General features: G+C 63.0%; 17 protein-coding genes and 1 tRNA gene. 11 read left to right on the plus strand and 7 right to left on the minus strand.

Annotated features, from left to right (window positions below; genetic code table 11):
- Window positions 1-9: 9 nt before the first annotated feature.
- The 7 genes from OXT71_05255 (at window position 10) to OXT71_05285 (ending at window position 6,706) form a co-directional block, all read left to right on the plus strand.
- The gene (locus OXT71_05255) at window positions 10-333 is read left to right on the plus strand and encodes a hypothetical protein (protein ID MDE2925790.1); all 324 of its coding nucleotides are present in this window, start codon (window positions 10-12) and stop codon (window positions 331-333) included.
- Between the two features lie 74 nt (window positions 334-407).
- Window positions 408-1,400 carry a VWA domain-containing protein gene (locus OXT71_05260; GenBank protein MDE2925791.1) on the plus strand — a complete coding sequence of 331 codons (993 nt, stop codon included), beginning with the start codon at window positions 408-410 and terminating at the stop codon, window positions 1,398-1,400.
- A 27-nt stretch (window positions 1,401-1,427) separates the two neighbouring features.
- Entirely contained in the window at window positions 1,428-2,459 is a 1,032-nt protein-coding gene (locus OXT71_05265) for a VWA domain-containing protein (GenBank protein MDE2925792.1), read from the plus strand.
- Window positions 2,459-3,328 carry a tetratricopeptide repeat protein gene (locus OXT71_05270; protein MDE2925793.1) on the plus strand — a complete coding sequence of 290 codons (870 nt, stop codon included), beginning with the start codon at window positions 2,459-2,461 and terminating at the stop codon, window positions 3,326-3,328. Before OXT71_05265 ends, OXT71_05270 begins: the two co-directional genes overlap by 1 nt.
- A complete protein-coding gene (locus OXT71_05275; GenBank protein ID MDE2925794.1) occupies window positions 3,325-5,178 on the plus strand; it encodes a BatD family protein in 1,854 nt (617 codons plus the stop codon). Before OXT71_05270 ends, OXT71_05275 begins: the two co-directional genes overlap by 4 nt.
- Window positions 5,175-5,936: a tetratricopeptide repeat protein gene (locus OXT71_05280; GenBank protein MDE2925795.1), complete on the plus strand. Its 762-nt coding sequence runs from the start codon at window positions 5,175-5,177 to the stop codon at window positions 5,934-5,936. The genes OXT71_05275 and OXT71_05280 overlap by 4 nt, the downstream gene beginning before the upstream one ends.
- On the plus strand, window positions 5,933-6,706 hold the full coding sequence (locus tag OXT71_05285) for an ankyrin repeat domain-containing protein (protein ID MDE2925796.1): 774 nt from the start codon (window positions 5,933-5,935) through the stop codon (window positions 6,704-6,706). The genes OXT71_05280 and OXT71_05285 overlap by 4 nt, the downstream gene beginning before the upstream one ends.
- A gap of 64 nt (window positions 6,707-6,770) precedes the next feature.
- On the opposite strand, the gene OXT71_05290 is transcribed toward OXT71_05285, so the two are convergent.
- The gene (locus OXT71_05290; protein MDE2925797.1) at window positions 6,771-8,186 is read right to left on the minus strand and encodes a sulfatase-like hydrolase/transferase; all 1,416 of its coding nucleotides are present in this window, start codon (window positions 8,184-8,186) and stop codon (window positions 6,771-6,773) included.
- A gap of 44 nt (window positions 8,187-8,230) precedes the next feature.
- A complete protein-coding gene (locus tag OXT71_05295) occupies window positions 8,231-10,006 on the minus strand; it encodes a VWA domain-containing protein (protein ID MDE2925798.1) in 1,776 nt (591 codons plus the stop codon).
- 130 nt (window positions 10,007-10,136) lie between these two features.
- On the opposite strand from OXT71_05295, the gene OXT71_05300 reads away from it, so the two are divergent.
- Both OXT71_05300 and OXT71_05305 read left to right on the plus strand, forming a co-directional pair.
- Complete coding sequence (locus tag OXT71_05300) at window positions 10,137-10,661, plus strand: protein tyrosine phosphatase family protein (GenBank protein MDE2925799.1); 525 nt, start codon at window positions 10,137-10,139, stop codon at window positions 10,659-10,661.
- A gap of 17 nt (window positions 10,662-10,678) precedes the next feature.
- Window positions 10,679-13,534: a VCBS repeat-containing protein gene (locus tag OXT71_05305; protein ID MDE2925800.1), complete on the plus strand. Its 2,856-nt coding sequence runs from the start codon at window positions 10,679-10,681 to the stop codon at window positions 13,532-13,534.
- A 112-nt stretch (window positions 13,535-13,646) separates the two neighbouring features.
- Here OXT71_05305 and OXT71_05310 read toward each other — a convergent pair whose 3' ends face one another.
- The 5 genes from OXT71_05310 to OXT71_05330 form a co-directional block, all read right to left on the minus strand.
- A complete protein-coding gene (locus OXT71_05310; protein MDE2925801.1) occupies window positions 13,647-14,054 on the minus strand; it encodes a type II toxin-antitoxin system VapC family toxin in 408 nt (135 codons plus the stop codon).
- Complete coding sequence (locus OXT71_05315) at window positions 14,055-14,285, minus strand: AbrB/MazE/SpoVT family DNA-binding domain-containing protein (GenBank protein ID MDE2925802.1); 231 nt, start codon at window positions 14,283-14,285, stop codon at window positions 14,055-14,057.
- A 138-nt stretch (window positions 14,286-14,423) separates the two neighbouring features.
- Window positions 14,424-15,467 carry an amidohydrolase family protein gene (locus OXT71_05320; GenBank protein ID MDE2925803.1) on the minus strand — a complete coding sequence of 348 codons (1,044 nt, stop codon included), beginning with the start codon at window positions 15,465-15,467 and terminating at the stop codon, window positions 14,424-14,426.
- Window positions 15,468-15,539: 72 nt separating this feature from the next.
- Window positions 15,540-16,583 (minus strand): carboxypeptidase-like regulatory domain-containing protein, encoded by a 1,044-nt coding sequence (locus OXT71_05325; protein MDE2925804.1) that lies wholly within the window; start codon window positions 16,581-16,583, stop codon window positions 15,540-15,542.
- Between the two features lie 703 nt (window positions 16,584-17,286).
- Window positions 17,287-17,362: transfer RNA gene (locus OXT71_05330), tRNA-Cys, on the minus strand.
- Between the two features lie 127 nt (window positions 17,363-17,489).
- Here OXT71_05330 and OXT71_05335 point away from each other — a divergent pair.
- On the plus strand, window positions 17,490-18,641 hold the full coding sequence (locus OXT71_05335) for an 8-amino-7-oxononanoate synthase (GenBank protein ID MDE2925805.1): 1,152 nt from the start codon (window positions 17,490-17,492) through the stop codon (window positions 18,639-18,641).
- Window positions 18,641-19,339, plus strand: a complete 699-nt coding sequence (bioD, locus tag OXT71_05340; protein MDE2925806.1) for a dethiobiotin synthase — start codon at window positions 18,641-18,643, stop codon at window positions 19,337-19,339. Before OXT71_05335 ends, bioD begins: the two co-directional genes overlap by 1 nt.
- Window positions 19,340-19,349 lie beyond the last annotated feature (10 nt).

Genomic DNA, 19,349 nt, shown 5'->3' on the forward strand with positions numbered 1-19,349 from the left:
GAGGTCATCATGGTTGCTATTCCCCCGATTTTGGTTGGGGCCCTGGTCGACGCTGTCGTCACGGGAGTTTCGAAAGTGCTTGACTCGCGCCTGAACCGAGGCGCAGAGCCCGCCGGCATCGGTGCGGACGAGGTGCGCCAAGGCGTCGAAGCGGCCACGATGACCCTGAACGCCGAGTTGTTTCAAATCCGGGCGGCCATCGCGTCTCGTCCCACGACCGAAGACCTGGAATCGACCATTCGCGATCTGGAAACGCGGATTTATCGAGCCCTGGTGGTGCAGGCCGTAGGCATTGCGGGCGTGGTTGCCGGTCTTCTCTGGTTCCTCGGATGAGGATTGTGTCCGGCATTGAGGCCACGCAGATTCGGGACCTCCGCTCTGATGCTGCTTTGCCCTGAGAATTGACCATGTCGTACCGTTTCGCGGATCCCTGGTTTCTCAGCCTGCTGGTGATCCTTCCCCTGATCCTGTTCTGGATCCTGAGCCGGGGACGCCGCCGGAACTCCAGCCTGCGGTTTCCGCATGTGGGCTCTCTCAAGAAGGCGTACAAGCCCATGGCGGCCCGTTCCCGCCATTTCCTCTTCGCCGTTCGGTTGGTTGCCCTGGGGCTTCTGGTTCTCGCGGCGGCGAGGCCCCAGAGCGGCGCCACGCGTGAGGAGGTCACGGCGGAGGGGATCGACATCGTTCTGGCCTTGGACCTGTCCAGCTCCATGCTGGCCCAGGACATCGAGCCCGACCGGATCGAAGCGGCGAAGCAGGTCGCCGCCGACTTCATCCGGCGCCGGACCAACGACCGGATCGGACTGGTGGTCTTCGCCAGCCACGGATTCGTCCAGTGCCCGCTGACCCTGGACTACGGGATCCTCCTGGATTTTCTGGACGAGTTGAAGGTGGGCCTGCTGGACGACGGGACCGCCCTGGGCATGGGCATCGCCACCGCGGTCGGCCGTCTCAAGGAGAGTGAAGCCGAATCGAAGGTGTTGATCCTGCTCACCGACGGCCGCAACAATGCGGGAGAAATCGACCCCGCCACCGCGTCCCAGATGGCGCAGGCCTTCGGAATCCGCATCTACTCCATCGGTGCCGGAACCCGCGGCGTGGCGCCCTATCCGGTGGACGACCCGGTCTTCGGCCGCCGCCAGACCCGGATTCGAGTCGACATCGACGAAGAGGCGCTTCGACAAGCCGCCGAGGTGACGGGCGGGCGGTATTTTCGGGCGACGGATCGCGAGAGCCTGGAGCAGATCTACCGCGAGATCGACGAGTTGGAAAAGAGCGAGATCAAGGTGAATCAATATACCCAATACGGAGAGCTGTTCCCTTATCCGCTGGCCCTGGCGGTCGTGCTTCTGTTGGGCGAGGTGGGACTCTCCGGAACCTGGTTTCGCAAGGTGCCGTGAAACCAGACAGGCAAGAGGGAAGGGATCTTGTTTCGATTCGGTGAGCCACAGTTGCTGTATCTGCTGGTCCTGTTGCCGCTGCTGTTCGCCTTTCTGTTCTGGGTGATCCGGCGGAAGCGGCGCGCGGTCCAGGTTCTGGTGGGGCCCCACATGGCGTCCCGGCTCACCGGGAACTCCAGCAGCCGGCGCCAGTGGTCCAAAGGGCTCATGGTGGTGGCGGCCGTCGGCCTGCTGTTGGGCGGTCTGGCGCGGCCCCAGTTCGGGACCCGTCTGGAGACGGTGGAAAGAGAGGGGCAGGACCTGGTGGTGGTCCTGGATCTGTCCGCCTCCATGCTGGCCCGGGACATCCAGCCGAGCCGCCTGGAAAAGGCCAAGCACGCCATCGGAACGCTCATCGGCCTGCTGGAGGGGGACCGCATCGGGATCGTGGGGTTCGCCGGGGAGGCTTTTGTCCAATGTCCCCTGACCCTCGACTACGGGGCGGCCAGAACCCTGCTGGCCTCCATGGGACCGGAGTCGATTCCGGTGCCGGGAACGGCGTTGGGTGAAGCCCTGCGCAAGGGGTTGGAGCTCTTCTCGGCCGAGGAGAAGAAGCACAAGGTAATGGTTCTGATCACCGACGGAGAAGACCACCTGGGACGGCCCCTGGAGGTGGCGCGGGAAGCGGCCGGCCAGGGAGTGGTCATCCACGCCGTCGGAATCGGGTCGATGCAGGGCACTCCCATACCGGTCTTCGATTCGGAAGGCCGGACCCAAGGTTTCAAGAAAGACAGGTCCGGCGAAGTCGTGATGACACGGCTGGACGAGAGCACGCTTCGCGAAGTTGCGGAGGAGACGGGTGGCGCCTATCGGAGGGCCTCCCCCGGCGAGTCGGAATTGGAGGGGATCTACGGGGAGGTGGCGGCCATGGAAAAGAAGCAGCTCGCCTCCATCCAGGTGGCCCAATATGAGGAGCGGTTTCAGATCCCTGTACTGTTGGGTCTGATACTGCTGCTGGCCGACCTCCTGTTGGCCGAGCGGCGTCGCGTCGACAGAGTCTGGAAGGGACGTTTTCGGTGATGGGATTTCGGCGCCTGTTCGCGGGACTGTTGCTGGCGGGACTGTTGTCCGGCTCCCAGCCTCTCTGGAGCCAGGCCGGCAGGGAGAAAGTTCTGGAGGGGAACCGGAACTACTCGGAGGGAGCCTACGACAAGGCTCTGGAACTGTACCGGGAGGCTCTGGAAGAGAACCCGGATTCCCCGGCCATCCGTTTTAATCTGGGCGATGCGCAATTCAAGAAGGAAGAGATGGAGGATGCCGCCGATTCTTTCTCCAGAGCGCTGCAGACGGAGGACCCCGGGATCAAGTCGCGGGCCCAGTACAATCTGGGCAACTCGCTCTATCGCCAGGGAAAGCTCCAGGAGAGCCTGAACGCCTACCGGGAGGCGCTGAAGGCGGCGCCCGGCGACCGGGACGCCAAGCACAATCTGGAATTCGTGCTCAAGCAGTTGCAGGAACAGCAACAGCAGAACCAGGACCAGCAGGGCGAGGGAGAACAGGACAAGGACAAGAACCAGGACGAGAGCGGGTCCGGCAACGAGGATCAATCGCAGCAGGGACGGCAGGACCAGCCGGAAGAGCAGGAGAACCAGGACCGGCAGGACGAGGAGCAACAGTCCCAGGCCCGGAATGACCGGCAGGATTCCGGAAATCCTGAACAGCGCCCGGGAGACCGGCAGGAAAACAGGGACCAAGAGTCTCGCGCCTCCGGCGGCCGGCAAGAGGAGTCTTCCCGGGAGGATCAGGCCCAAGCCTCTTCCCACGGCGCTCAACCCATGTCTCGCGAGGCGGCCGAGCGCCTGCTGGAGGCCCTGGCTCAGGCCCAGGCGGGAGTCAGGAAGAAGCTCGAAATGCGACCCGGAACCGCGAAGGTCGAGAAGGACTGGTGAGAAAGTTCCGGGGAACAGTTCTGGCGGCGGTCCTGCTTACCGGACCGGTGGGCGGCCAGGACCCGGCCGTCCGCGCGTTTCTGGACCGGACCTCCGTCGCCAGGGGACAGCAGTTTACGCTGACGGTGGAGGTTTCGGGCAAAGGAGCCTCCAGCGCCGGAGAACCCCGCTTGCCCCCCATGGAGGAGTTCGCTGCGTTTCTGGGACGGAGGAGCTCGCAGCAGTATCGGCTGGTGAATGGACGCATGTCCACGTCCCGGACCTTCAGTTTCCATTTTCGGGCGACCCGGGAAGGCGAGTTCGAGATCGGCGCGGTCCAAGTCCGTTTGGACGGCAACATCCACAAGTCCGCTCCCCTTCGGATTCAAGTCGGCAGTGGGGGAAGGCCGGTTCCCACTCCTCCCGGCAGAGGCCGGTCCGCCGATACGGCATCGCCAGCGGATCTTTTCGTGCGGGCAGCCGCCGACCGGGAACGTGTCTACCGGAATCAGGCGTTGGTGGTGACCTACAAGATCTATACGGGTGTCAGGATTTCCTCATACGGAATCTCCAAGCAGCCGGAGACGGCCGGGTTCTGGGTGGAGGACTATTCGCAGCCCCGGCAGCCCCAAACCGAGGGGGAGGTGATCGGCGGACGGCGCTACACGGTGGCTCAGATCAAGAAGATGGTGCTGTTCCCCACCGGTGCGGGGCAGAAGGAGATCGGTCCCCTGGTTCTGGAATGCCGGGTGCAGACCCGAGGCGGCTCGTGGGATCCCTTCGGTTCCCGGGATCCGTTCCGGGGCTTTTTCTCCAGTGACATCTTTGGCCGCGAGGTGACCCGCCAGGTCGCCTCCAATCCGCTTCGGGTGCAGGTCCTTCCCTTGCCCCAGGAGGGCAGGCCCCAGGAATTCCAGGGCGCCGTCGGAGATTTCTCCATTTCCGGTCAATTGGACAAGTCGGAGGTCAAGGCCAACGAGGCCTTGAGCTTCAAGGTTCGGATCTCCGGCAACGGCAATCTGGCCGGCCTGAGCGAACCCCGGATTGAGTTTCCTTCCAGCTTCGAAGTCTACCCGCCGAAGATGGAGCAGCAGATCCGCCGGGACCCGGGCGGGATCTCCGGAGAGAAGACCTTCGAGTACGTGCTCATTCCACGCCGCCCCGGTCCGGTGCGGTTGGGACCGGTGCAGATGGCCTACTTCGATCCGGCCTCGGATGCCTATCGCATCAGCCGCGCTCCCGAGTTGTCCGTCAACGTAACGCCGGGCGATCAACTGGCGGAAGCGGCGAAAGCGGGGCTCTCCCGCCAGGAGGTGAAGCTGCTGGCGCAGGATATCCGGTTCATCAAGATCGGGTCCGGGCCGTTTCACAAGATCGGGGATTCGATTCTGACGGTCACCGGGTTCTGGATTCCCTTTTCCTTGCCGCTTCTGTGTCTTCTGGGCGCCGTCGGTTACCGGCGGCACCAGATGAGGCTCAAGGGAGACGTGGCTTACGCGCGGGCCAGGCGGGCTCGGCGAGTCTCCAGGAAACGACTTGCTCAGGCCCAGTCCTATCTGGACGGGGGGGCCGAGCAGGAGTTCTATCCGGCCGTGGGACAGGCGCTCATGGGCTATCTTGCCGACAAGCTCAACGTCGCCCAGGCCGGAATGGTCAGTCAGGAGGTCAAGGAATCCTTGCGGGCCAGGGGAGTCTCGGAAGAATCTCTCTCTCGCTATTTCGATTGTCTCCAAATTTGCGACCTGAAGCAGTTCGCGCCCTCTTCCTCCGGCCGGGAGGAAATGCGCGACCTGATGGCCGGCGCCCGGGAGGCCGTGACCCGGATGGAGCAGGAATTGACGTCACGGCCGGAAGGGAGGCCTGCTCAATGAAACCGGGGGCAGCCGCTCTGCTCTTCCTGATTCTGGTTGCCGCTCCGCTTCGTGGAGACTCCAGAGAGGGGCTCTTTCTGCAGGGGAATCGTCACTACGAGGCCGGCGACTACCGGAAGGCGTTGGAGAGCTATGCCGCCATCGCCGCCATGGGTTACGAGTCGGGTCCGCTCTATTTCAACATGGGGAATTGCTACTACAAGTTGGGCGAGACGGGGCCGGCCATTCTTCACTACGAACGAGCGTCTCGGCTGATCCCCGGAGACGAGGACCTGGAGGTCAACCTGTCGCTGGCCCGGCTCAAGGTGGTCGACCGGATTCCGGAGCTGCCCCGTTTCCGGCCACTGGTGCTTCTGGAACGCCTCGTGTTCTACTTTCCACGCGACGCTCTATGGATCCTGTTGTGGAGTTCCTACGCCGTCGCGGCGGCGGCCTGGATCCTCAGGCTTCTGTGGAGTCGCGGCCGCAAGGTTGCCGGCAAGATCGTCTGGATCGGATCCATGATGCTGATCGTGTCCGCCTCCTGCCTTGTGGGTCAGGTCCGCCAGGAGAGAGAATCCACCGAGGCCATCATCCTGGCCAAGGAGGTCAGAGCCGTGAGCGCTCCGGGAGAAGAGGGCATCCAGGTCTTCACGCTCCACGAGGGAACCAAAGTACGAATGCAGGAAGTCTCGGGATCGTGGGTCGAGGTCCTGCTGGCCGACGGTAACGTGGGATGGCTCAAGGCCGACTCCATGGCCAGGATTGCACAACCATGAGATCAAGGAGCGGAAAAGCATTGGTGTGGGCGCTGGGTGCGGCGCTCCTGATAACAGGAACCGTGCTTGGCGCCCTCCGGCAGCAGGAGAAACCCGTCCATCTCATCCAGGCTGCCGAACGGGGAGACGTGAACACCGTGAAATACCTGCTGGATCTCGGCGTGGACGTCAACGGGAGGGACGAGCAGGGGACCACGGCTCTGACGGCCGCCGCCTGGGAGGGGCAGAGCGAAGTGGTCAAGATCCTTTTGGAGCGAGGGTCCGAGATCGATCCGCAGGATGAGCTGGCTGGGATGACGCCACTCATCTGGGCCTGCTGGAAGGGATATGGAGACACCGTGGGGGTTCTTCTGGAAGCCGGAGCCGACGTGAACCTCAAGGACAAGAACGACCGCGGCGGGCTCATGGGGGCGGCCTGGGAGGGTCGCACCCAAATCATCGGCATGTTGGTTGCCGCCGGCGCCCAGTTGGAGTCGCGCGATTACACCGGCGCCACCGCCCTGATGTGGGCCGCGTGGAACGGCCGCCTGGAGACCACAAAAGCGCTGCTGGCGGCCGGCGCCGCCATTGATGCCCGCGAGAACGAAGGAAAGACCGCGCTCATCGGCGCAGCGACGGATGGCCACCTTCCGGTGGTCCGGGCGCTGGTGAACGCGGGAGCTCGACTGGACCTCAAGGACCAGAAGGGTCTCACCGCCCTTTCGGCGGCCGCCTCAAATCGCCACACTGAAGTCGTCCGCTACCTGCAAGAGGCCGGCGCCGCCAAATAGGAGAGGGGACATCCCTGTCCCCCACACTCCGGAGTCGGGGGCGGCCAACCCCCGCACCGATCCGCTACTCCCACCCCGGTTCGAACCCCCGGTCTCCGGGAATGACGTTCAACTGTCTCCGCAAGTCGAGGCAGGCCTCCTCCCAGCGGTCGAGTTCGTCCCTGAGCCGGGTGACGCCTTCGGGGACCGCCCCCCGCTGCAGGAGGTTGTCCAGCTCGCCTGGATCACGGGTGAGGTCGTAGGCTTCATCGCCGTATTGGGGATCCCGGATGTAGGAGAACTCCCGGCTCCGGCCGGCTCGAACCAGGGCGTTTCGCCGCCCCGAATTGAAGGTTCCGGTGGGGAAGGTGGACTGGAGATGTCCATGGTAGTCGCCCACCTGGGCATGGACGGCATCTCGCAACGGCCGTTCCGCTCCCCGGCCCACCCAGTCCATCAGGTCCCGGCCCTGCGCGTACTCGGGAACCGGAATGCCGGCCAGGGAGAGGAAAGTGGGGAAAAGATCCACCAGATCCACGAGGCCGGGGATCCGGATTTCCCGGCGGGCCGTCAGGTTCGTGGGGGGACGAATCACCAACGGGACGTGGGTCAGGCACTCGTACGGAACCTCGCACTTCTCGAAGAGTCCCTTCTCCCCCATGAAATCGCCGTGGTCGGAGGCGAAGACCACCCAGGTGTTCTCCAGCAGGTCCCGTTCGGCCAGGGCCTGGAAGACCCGATTCATCTGGTCGTCCACGTAGCGGATCATGCCGTTGTAGACGGCCACCACCTTCTTGAGATCGCGTTCCGATGCCTCATCGGTCCTGACTTCCCTGAGGGCCTGGCGCTGCCAGGCGGGCCTCGCCCCGTCGTGGTCCATCACCGGGAGAACGACCTGGTCCGGGTCCACCAGGGAATCGTAGGGAGGAGGCACGAAATAGGAGGGATGGGGGTCGTTGAAGGAGAAGTGGAGAAAGAAGGGCATCCGGGATCGCCGCGCCGTGTCGATCATGCGGATCGCCCGGTCCGCCAGCAGCGCCGAATGTCCCTCCTCGGGAGCGCATTCGATGGCTCCGCACGACCAGCCCACGTCCTTTCGGCCATGCGAGTACTTGGTCTCCAGAGCGCGGGCCAGGGGCCCCGGCTCACGCAGGTCCACCTGCTCGTACCAGCCGCGGCTCAGGTTGCGCCCTTGCTCGAAATGACCCGCCACCGCCGTGTAGTAACCGGCTGAGGCGAAGAGCTCGGACATCTGAGGCAGGTTCAGAGGGGCCTTGTTCTGCCAGCAGGTGACCTGGTGGACCAGAGGGTGGACGCCGGTGAAGACGGAGGCGCGGCTGGGAGTGCAGATGGTGCTGGCGGCATAGGTCTCGGGAAAAGTGATTCCTTCCGCGGCCAGGCCTCCCATGAAGGGGCAGGAGATCAGCGAGTTCCCCAGAATGGGGGCCGCCGAGGCCTTGAGTTGATCGGCGGTGATGTAGACGAGGTTGGGCTTGTCCATCGTCTTCAACTCGAGTGGACTCTACCGATCCTGCGTGCTTCCCCTCAGTTCGGAACGATCCGATGGGTCGACGTCGCCATTCTTCCGGTGAGACGCTGGCGAACCACGACCACCAGGTCGCGGGGCCCGTCCGGCGTAATCCCTGCCGCCATGGGGACGAAGTGCTTGTAGCGTAGGAACTTGGCCAGATCCTGCTGATTGAAGTCCAGATCGAACTTCTCAACGAAGTAGAAGTTTTCCCCGACCCATTTCCCGGAGTCGTCGAAGAGTGCCCCGAACATCTCGATGACGCACTGGTTCTGTCCGCCCTGGGATCTGAAGATGAAGGCTCCGGTCGGGATTCGGGCCTGGACCTGCACCTGACCGTTCCGGTTCAGGACCTGCGTGTCGACGGGAAAGTCCTGGAACAGATCGGGGAACTTGAACGCGTTGGCCAGATCGACGGTTTCGGCTTCCCTCGGGTCCTCTTCGACGTAACCTTCCCGGTACCGCAACCGGACGCCTTTTCTTTTGACCTTCACCTTGATCTTGTGGAACTTGCCCTTCTTCCGAATCGAGGACGGGACATATCCCATGAGGTAGTAGCGGCTGCCGTCCCGGTAGGCGTTGCGGATCGGGCGTTCCAGGTCGTTGTCGTCGGCGAACCAGAGCCCGCCGGTCTCCATGGAGAGGGAGGCCAGAAACTGGTGCGGGGACGTAATGTCCTCGGTGGAATAGGTCGGGTAGAGATAATTGCCCGAACCTCTGTGTTCAGGGTTGCCGATCGCCGGGACCATCAGACCTCGAGGATCGATGCTGTACACCGAAACCTGGGCTCGATTGGCCTGGCGTACGGCCGACCCAAGCCGGTTGAGCAGGTGGGAGGCCTGGGAGGCTCCCGCCATGTAGTTGTTGGCTGCCAGATGGATCAGGGTGATCTGTCCCGGCGAGTAGGTGATGGCTCGTTGGGAAATCAGGTGGCTGATGGTCCGTTTGGCGTCGAGAGGATAACCCTTGGAAAAGTAGATCAACTGCTTTCGTCCCGGCAGAGAGCCAAGATGCCGGGAGAGGGCGCTGATGGCGGCGCAGGTGAAGTCCACTTGCAGCTCGACCTTCACCAGGAGATCGCGGCCGTAGTCCGCTGCTTCGGAGATGGCCCCATCCAGATTCGGATCGAGTCTCTGCTCTCCGGTCCCGGTCTGGCCGGGATCGAAAGTGTCCAGGGCTCCCGCCTCCATGCGGGCGAATGCATAGTCCATCTGCTCTATGAACTTGGCGATGCTGGTCTCTTCAAAATCCCTCGCGACCAGTTGGTCGAGGGTGGCGTCCAATCGGGAAATGTCGCTGGTGAAGGGCATTTCGACTTTAAACTGCGGCCGAATGCTGGCCACCATCACCTGGTCGGTGGGAGCCAGTTCGGAGCGGGCGAACCGTCGAATGGATTCCTTGACCCGTTCCAGCCCATGAAAGGACATGGACTGCAGGTCGAACAGGAAGACGAAATAGCCCCTGTCCTGCGGGGTCGTGGGGAGGGCCCTGGCGGCGAGGGCCGGTGCTGGAACGGAGCCCGTTCCGACTTCCGAAACCAGTTGTTCCTCGGATCCGGCTCTCTTGCGCAGGTCGAAGAAGGTCAGCCGCTGGAGCTTGCCATCCTCGAAGACCTGGATTTCCTCGGGTTTCAGGTCATGAACGAACTGTCCCCGCTTGTCGGTGACCACCAGGTCGACGAGGACGACCTCGGATTGGGCCCGGAAAGAGGGGACCGGCTCCTGCTGGGCATCGACGGGAACCAGAGTGAACCCCAGGAAACCGACGGCGCACGACAGGCGGCGAAATCGCATGGCGGCAACAGAAAGGACTTCGAGTCCGGTCACAGAATACAGGCGGAACATTTTATCAGGCCCGGTCTTCCGATGACGCCGGAATTTTTCAGGGTCCGCCTTCACCGGAAAGCTCCGGTATACTCGAGCCATGAGGTTCATCTTTCCGGCCGCTCTGGCCTGGGTGGTCATTTTGCCTGGAACGGTTTTGGCTCAGGATTCAGAGCCGCCGATTTCGGCTCGAAACTTTCTCTGGGTCAACCAGGATTTCTGCACCGCCGGGCAACCGACCCACCAGGACCTGATCCGGCTGAAGCAGAAAGGGGTCCAATCGGTCTTGAACCTGCGGACCACCGCCGAGGATCCCGGTGTGGCGAAAGAGGGAGCTGCCGTCCAGGCGCTGGGACTCAATTATTTTCATCTGCCGGTGGACTCGAGCCAATTGACTCCGAAGTTGGGAGACGAGTTTCTGCGGATCGTCTCGGACGAGTCGAATCGGCCTCTCTTCATCCATTGCGCCAGCGCCAACCGGGTCGGAGCGTTCTGGATTCTTCACCGGGTGGTCAACCATGGCTGGAGCCTGGCCGAGGCGGAGGAAGAGGCCCGGAGGATTGGCCTGCGGTCCCGGAAGTTGCTGGAGTTCGCCCGGAAATACCTGGAACGGGCTGGCCACTGAATTCCTGGAGGTCTGATATGCGCTGGAATCTGGGGCTGACCTTGCTTTTTCTGTCTTGCGCCGTTGCGGCCCGGGGCCAGACCGGGCCCAAGATCTGGCAGGAATCCAGCTTCGAGGATTTCGCCGACGGCCGCTTCGGAGACGGCGGCGCCAACACCTACGTTTCACGGAGGGGGCGCATCCAGTTGGTGAATCGGTGGGATCTGAACCAGGACGGGTTCATCGACCTGGTCTTCTCCAACACGCATCCCCACAAGGAGAAGATGGACGCGGCCATCTATTGGGGAAACGGCAGGGACTTCGACGTGTCCCGGCGCTCCTTCATTCCCAACGACGGCGCCCAGTGGGCTGCCTCCGGCGATCTGAACGGTGACGGGCGGATGGATGTCGTCTTCCCCAACTATACCAACGGAACTTGGGACGGCATGGATTCGTTCGTCTACTTCGGCGGGATCGAAGAATTGAAGACCCGCCGCGACGATTCGGCGTGGGGTTTCCACCCCTTTTCCAGGAAGATCTCCCTTCCGTCTCGGGCGGCCCAGGGAGCCGCCGTCGCCGATCTTAACCGGGACGGGCACCCTGACGTGATTCTGGCTCTGTCCGCCGGGTTCTGGGAATACCGCGTCGGCTTTCGGGACGGCGGTTACGATTCACCGTCCCGGGTCTTCTGGGGGTCGGCGCAGGGACCGGACCGGGAGCGCTATGTGGACGTCCCGGCGCTCGGGGCCTCGGACGCCGCCGTCGCCGATCTGAACCAGGATGGATGGCCCGATCTCATTCTGGCCAACCAGGAAGACAAGGGGAACCAGGACATCGACTCCTATGTCCTGTGGGGAGGGGAGAAGGGTTTCAGTCCCCAACGCAAGGTGGATCTTCCGACCCATCAGGCCTTTGCCGTGGAACCGGCCGACGTGAACGGCGACGGCCGCACCGATCTGGTGTTCGCCAACGGGAAGGGACCGGCTTCGTTCGTCTATCTCAACGGCGAGGAGGGCTTCTCGGCCGACCGGCGCCTGGAGCTTCCCACCAGCGACGCCCGGGACGCCGCCGTCGCCGATTTCAACGGCGACGGCCACCAGGACATCTTCTTCACCAATCACCAGTCCCACGGAAACCCCCTCACCCACTCCTATCTGTACTGGGGCTCTGAGGAGGGGTTCTCCGCGGATCGGCGTCAGGAATTCGAGACGGTGGGAGCGTGGGGCGCCTCGGCCGCCGATCTGAATCGGGACGGGCACGTGGACCTGGTCATCTCCAACTACAAGGAACACTTTTCGTTCGAGGTTCCCTCCTATATCCAGTGGAACTCGGAAGAAGGGTTCGCTCCCACCCGCCGCACCTCCCTCTTCACAACGGGAGCGGTGGGCAACCTGGTGACCGACTTCGACGGCGACGGCCACCTCGACGTCCTCTTCAACAACACGGTGGCGCGCAGCCGGGGTGGGGACAGTCCCATTTTCCTCTATTGGGGAGACGCGCATGGCCGGTACAGCGCCGAGCGGCGGATCTCGCTGCCCGCCGTCGATCCCTATGAATGGGGATCGGCGGACCTTAACGACGACGGATGGACCGATCTGGTGGTCTCCAATTTCGGAGAGACGGTCCGGTGGCGCCAGGAAAGCCACATCTACTGGGGTGACAGGCAGGGGTTCCACGCCGGCAAGCGATCCGCCCTGATGGGACGCGGCAGCGCCGGCGTGAGCATCGCCGATCTGGACCGGGACGGATGGCTGGACGTGGTCCTGTCCAACGTCCCCAGTGAGGAGTTGGCGGAAACGGGAGCGTTCATCTACTGGGGCGGCGGCGAAGGGTTCGTGGTCACGGAGCGGCTGGAATTGGACAACGGACCCACCGGCATCCCCGCCATTGCCGACCTGAACCGGGACGGACACCTGGACCTCCTGTTCTCGGCCAACGCGGAGGGCGTCCCCATCTATTGGGGTGACGGAAGCCGGGGCTACTCCTCGTCGCGCCGCAGTATCGTGCCCGGATCGGCCAGCCTCCGGGGCGTGGAGGTCGCCGACCTGAATCGGGACGGAGTGCTGGACCTGGTGCTGAGCCGCTCCATCGAAGCAGGCTCCCGGTCGACCACAGGCTTCGTCTATTGGGGTGCGGGGAAAGGAGAATACTCGGCCGGCCGGCGCACCGAATTCGAGATCGAGGGGACCAACCTGATCACGGTGGCGGACGTGAACCAGGACGGATGGCTGGACCTGGTGTGCCCCAACTACAACACCGGATCGAGCCGGGCGACACTCTCACGGGTCCATCTGGGCGGACCCGACGGGTTCGACCCGAAGCGGATGTTCGAGCTGCCCACCAACTCGGGGGCCGGAAGCATGGTGGCGGACTTCAACCAGGACGGATACGCCGACATCCTCTTCGTCTGCCATCGTTCCGAGGGGGATCCCAACCGGATCGGCTCCTTCGGCGATCACGTCACCAACTCCTTCCTCTACTGGGGAGGAGGCGACGGCTTCCGGGCGGACCGCAGGCTGGAGATCCCGGTCCGCGGACCCCACAACGACTCGGGAGTGGACCTGGGCAACATCTACGACCGGCGTTTCGAGTTCGACTACGTCTCGTCGGCGCACTCGTTCTCGGAGGGCCGTCCGGCCAACCTGACCTGGAAGGCTCAGACGCCCCATGGCAGCCGGGTGCTTTTCCAGATAAGGACGGCCGAGTCGGAAGAAGAATTGGACGGCGCCGCGTGGCGGGGACCCGGCGGTCCGGCGACTTTCTTCGAGCATCCCGGCGCCATCCCGGATACGGACCCCTCACATGCAGTGATTCAATACCGGGCGACTCTCCATCCGGCAGCGACGGGAGTCGTATCGCCGATCCTGGAAGAAGTCGTAGTGCTGTTCCGGTAGGGGATTCGCTCCCGGCATCTGCAACCGGGGAGACTCTACGATTTCCATCCGGAGACGGTGGGACTCGTTCTCAACGTGACTGATCTCCACAAAACCTCGGTACCGAAGTAGCCTACGCGCTTCGCGGTGTCACCAGTTTCACTGCAGGGAAGTAGGTCTGGTATCGCCTTGTGTCTCTGGTGAGAAGTGTCAGTCCTTGTGTCTCGGCGTGCGCGCCGATGTAGAAATCCGGCAGCGGCGATGCCCGCACACCTCCGGCTCGGCGATACTGGATAAAGGCTCTCGCCGCGAGGAATCCAGCTTCGTACGGTAGCTGAAAACGCACCAGCATAAGGGAGTTCAGGTAATGATCCAATTCTCTGGGATCGGTGAAAGAGACGGATGTCTCGGCGTAGATGATCGGGTTGATTCCAACGACTCCGGAAACCAGAGAATCACGTATTGCGTGCTCCGACCAGGGACGCCAGACCGGGTCGTCCGAGAGGATGTCGAGCAATACGTTGGTGTCGACCAGAAACACTCAGTCGTCCCCGCGCGTGAGCCGCATCACATCATCGGTACTGAGTCCTCTGTCCGCGACGCCGCGTGCGTCACGGAGGCGCTGCTCGATGAGAGCTCGTTTGCTCAACACGGGACGAATCAACACTCCACCGTCGGACTCTTCGAAGGCCGCCTCCGTATTGGGGAGCAGTCCGAACTTCAGCCTGAATCGCTGGGGGATCGTCACCTGACCCTTGGATGTAATTTTCATTGTAAGAGTATTACCAACTATAGTCTTACAATCAAGTCCCATCGAGTGATGGTGTATGCGGATCGGTGATGTCAGCATGCCTTTAGCGAATTTTGGATTATCGGATCGTGTGAAGGCAGAAAAAACCGCAATCCGCCGTCAGCCTTGAATCCCGTAAATCTCCATGGCGGTCCCGCCGCGAATCTGGGCGATGTCGCTTTCGCTCATGTACGGGCACCGCTCCTTGATGTAATCGAACTGGTGCAGGTACTGCTCGACGGTGGGAAGGTCCACGTGGGTGTACTCGGAGCCCCACATGAGCTTGGACGGGCCGAAGGTGTCGTAATACGCCTTGAGGACCGCATCTCCGGGGCCGTACATGTCGGACCGGTGCTGGAGTCCGGGGAGGATCTCCATGACCACGTTGTAATTCTTGACCAACTCGACGACCGCGTCAGGAATTCGGACGGAACCGTCGTCCTGCACGCAGCTTGGCGGCCAGTAACCATGAATGATGACCACCTTCAGATCCGGAAACTTCTTGAGCACGTTCAAGAGGCCCGGTCCCAGGGTCTTGAAGTTGTACGAATAGGAAGTGACGCACGCGGGAACCCCCAGTGACTGGACCAGTTCCCATTGAGGGTCGTAACGGGAGTGGTCGAAGTGGTGGAAGGGGTCGGGAGTACCCCACTCCTTGGGGTCCATCCCCATTTCCACCCTCTGCTCCGGCGGCCAGCAGTCGTAGTACCACCCCTTGAACCCCCATTCCTCGATGTGATTCTGGATCAGCTTCAGCCCGCGGTCACCGGGCAGCAACCGTTCGTCGATCTTGCTGATGGCGACGAACCGGCCCGGATGCTCCTTCATCATCCGGCGGTGGTACCGGTGCAGGTAGAAGGCGCACTGGAGCACCTGCATGTCGATGCCGACGGAATCCATCAGGTAGAGGTTGTCCCGGGCGCCCATCCCGTACTTCCAGTTCTTCCTGTACTCGCCCTCCAGGTCCTGAATCTCAACCTGGCTGATGTGGCCATGCGCATCGATCTTCATGGGTGTGTCGTCTTTCCTGGTTTGACTTGAGATACCGGCGCTTCTCGCCTCGGCTCCGGCGAGGTGGGCCGCGGCGGCGGTCCCCAGGGCCTGGGCGGATCGGTGAAGGAAACCGCGGCGCGTCTGGCCGCCGTCGATTCGAGAACTGGACACGGGTCACCTCCTGGAATACGGAACGTCACTGGTCTGAATCGGAATGGAAGATACGGAATACGACGCTTCGCATCAATATTCCGGGCGGAGTTCGCGGCGGGAGTCCGATTCTCCGCCCCTCTGACCGGCGGTCCTGACCCATCCCTGCGGCCGGAGCACGACGTCCAGGAAACTGGTCCGATCATTCTGAATCATGACCAATTTCGGTCGAAACGTCACCAGTTCCGTCTGGGTCATCTCGGGGCGCGAATAAAAGCTCAAGGAGTAGAGGCCCGTTGGGATTCCTTCAAGGATGAATCGGCCCTCCTGGGAAAAGCTCCGGAAGATCCCCAGATCGAACCCATCCTTCCTCAATACGATGGTGAAATCCCGCACGGGGTTGCCATCCGTGTCGGCGACATTGCCCTCGATCCGTCCTCCGCCCTTGACCCGAAGATCGATGTTGGACTGATAGGAGCGGATCACCTTGGCCTCGGTGATACCGAGTCCCACATGAAGGGCCGTGGCGTAGATGCGAAAGGGATATTCGCTGGCCTGGTAGGTCTGTGTCGGCTCAGATCTGTCGATCTTCCGGGTGACCGGGGAGACGACGCCCTTGCCGCTCTCCAGGGCGGTCCCGATCACGAAGGGATTCGCCACGGATTGTCCCTTGCTGTCATAGACGCGCACCGTGAAGCGCCGATACTTCTTGAATTCCTCCAGGACGGGAAAGATCTCGGTGTCCTGAGTCACCTCGTGGGTCTGCCAGTAGGTCTTGTGTCCCTTGATCTTGACCTCCAGTGTGACGTCGCCTGGAGGCAAAATGAATTCGAAAAAGCCGCCGCCGCCAGTTGTGGAGTCGGCAAATCCCATTCGTCCGGAATTGGCCTTGACTGCCAGGTCAACGGTTGCGCCGGAGAGAGAATGTCCATCCCCGTCCGAAACCCGGCCCGAAAGCCGGACCAGCTCGTCCAATTCCGTCACGACGATTTCGAGAGGCGACGAAGTGGGAACCTGCACGTCGTCCTCAAACGGTTCGTGGGAAATCGAGTGAACGGAGAGTCGATAGGTGCCCTCCGGTATCTCCAGAGAGAAGGAGCCGGCCTGATCGGTCTCGGAATAGCCCGGTATCCCCATTCTTCTCAGGTAGCGGTTCCGGATCTGGACCGGCGCAGTCGGGGATTCTGTCGGGTCCGAGGAACGGACATTACGCCTCCTGCGTGGAATTTCCAAAGAAACACGTGCGCCTGGAACTCCCCGGCCTGCAGTGTCACGGACCGATCCGGTCACGAGTAACCCTGGCGGATTCCTGGGAGTCAGTACAACGGTGCATCGAGACTCCGACCCCTCAGCGGCGAAGCCGACATGGTCGGGAACATACGCGGGGTGGTTGGCCCAAACCCAGTATTGGCCGCGGTCCAGCTCGAAATAGGCCCTTCCATCGGATCCGGTCTGTCCCGACAATTCCTTGGATCGCGACCACACTTGTCTGACCTGAACCGAGGCTTCCGGCAAGGGAGACTGCGTTTCTTCGTCGACGACCAATATCTCGAGGCGGGTGGGTGCATCGGTCCATTCGCCCGATCTCTTCGAGGTCCGGATTGGCGGAACCCCGCGAGCCCTGCCGTTTCCGCCGCCGTTTGGCAGCCACGGAAGCTGTCCGCGTCCATCTTGTGAAATCCGGGCTTGGCCGCCGGATCGAGAATCCGATGCCGGGACGGGTTCCTGATTCTGATGGTCGATTCGGAAGAGCAGAAAAACCAGAATGACTGCCGCTGCAAGCAGGAGGAACCGGCGGGCTGGGCCCATTTCTCGCCTCCGGACGGTTCTTCAAAGGATTTGGAGGCGGCGACCGGATTCGAACCGGTGAATGGAGGTTTTGCAGACCTCTCCCTTAGCCACTTGGGTACGCCGCCACCGTTTCCGTCCATTATAGGAAACGCCGGAATCGGAACTCAAATGATCGAATCTCCGTGTCCCAGCGGAATTCTTGACCGGTTGCGGCATTTCCAATAGCTTGCAGCTCATGCTGGCAGGGACTCCGTGAGAACTCTCGTTCGGGAATTGGGGAATCGTCTTGAGCGGGTCCGCTCGTCCGGGCTCTACCGGTCCCTCGAGGACGCGTCCCCCGAGGCCGTGGATTTCTGTTCCAACGACTACCTGGACCTGTCCCGCGATCCGCGGCTGAGGACGTTCCTGATCGAGCGTTTGCGTGACGAGCCCGAGTCTCGTCCCGTCTCGGCACCCTCCTCCCGGCTGCTGCGGGGAAACACGCCGCACCACCGGCTGCTGGAAGAGAAGCTGGCCCGGTTCAAGGGGACCGAAGCCGCCCTGGTGTTTCCCAGCGGCTACCAGGCCAACATGGGTCTCCTTTCCGCCCTCATGGGCCCCCGGGACCGGGTGGTGTCGGACCGTCTCAACCACGCCAGCATCATCGACGGAATTCGTTTGAGCGGGGCGCGGAAGGTCATCCATCCCCACCGGGATCTGGAGGCGGTGCGAGCCGCTCTCGCGACTCCCCATCCCCGCGGCCGAACCTTCCTGGTCACCGAGTCCCTCTTCAGCATGGACGGGGACATCGCGCCCTTGGACCAATATGCGGACCTGGCGGAGGAATGGGGAGCGGACCTGATCGTGGATGACTCCCATGCCACCGGGCTCTTCGGCACCGGTCGAGGGTCGGGCCTGACGGAGCATTTCGGGATCGAGAAGCGCGCCGCCGCCATCGTCTCGGGGTGCGGCAAGGGTCTGGGCGTGGCCGGCGCGTTCGTGGCCGGCCCCCGAACCGTCATCGAGTACCTGGTCAACGCCTGCCGCAGCTTCATCTTCACCACATCCACGCCGCCCCTTCTCCTCTACGCGTTGGAGGCGGCGTTGGAAATCGCCGGGGGCGACCCGGGACGGCGGGAACGGGTCCTGGAACTCTCAGACCGCCTCCGCCGGCGACTGAGAGGGCAGGGTCTGGACACGTTGGACAGCGCCGGCCCCATCGTGCCGGTCATCCTGGGCGACAATCGCCGCGCCCTCGCCGTCGCCCGACGGCTTCGGGAGCAGGGACTGGACGTAAGGGCGCTCCGTCCCCCCACGGTGCCGGCCGGCACCGCTCGGCTCCGGATCTCGGTTCACGCCAACCATTCTGTCGAGCAGTTGGACCGGCTTTGCCAGGCTCTTGCCGAGGCGCTGGAGACCGTGTGATGCAGGTCTTGGTCACTGGAACGGGGACCGAAATCGGCAAGACGGTCGTCTCCGCCGTTCTCCTGGCCCACTGGGCGGGACGGACGCACGTTACCTACTGGAAACCGGTCGCCACGGGAGCGGAGGAGGGAAGCGACAGCCAGGAGGTGGCTTCCCTGGCGGGTCCGGAGGTGCGGATTCTGAAGGAGTGCTACCGGTTTGGTCCGCCCCTTTCTCCTCACCTGGCGGCCCGTTTGGCGGGAGTCGAGATCGAACCGGAGCGCATCCTCTCCGCCTACCGGCGTCATCGGGAGTCTGTGGGCGACGGTCTTTTGGTCGTGGAGGGGATCGGGGGTCTCCTGGTGCCCCTGACCGATCGCGGATATCTCCTGGCCGATCTCCTGAAGGACTTGGCTCTGCCCTGCCTCGTGGTCGCGTCCAGTCAACTCGGGACCATCAACCACACTTTGCTGACCCTCGAAGCGCTCCGTTCCAGGGACCTGAGCCTGGCGGGAGTGGTCCTGAACGGGCCCGCCAACCTGGAGAATCGGCGGGCCATCGAGCGGTTCGGCCGGACCCGTGTGGTGGCGGAGTTGCAACCCCTCAATCCCCTCTCCTGCGAGACCGTCGCGCGAACGGCCTCCGGATTCGACCGGGACCGGGTGCTGGAGCGCTGTCTCCTGGGGCCCCGGCCGGACGCCGGAAGGCGGGTTAGTTAGAGTAGTCGGC

The sequence above is a fragment of the Acidobacteriota bacterium genome (assembly GCA_028874215.1).
Lineage (GTDB): Bacteria > Acidobacteriota > UBA6911 > RPQK01 > JAJDTT01 > JAJDTT01.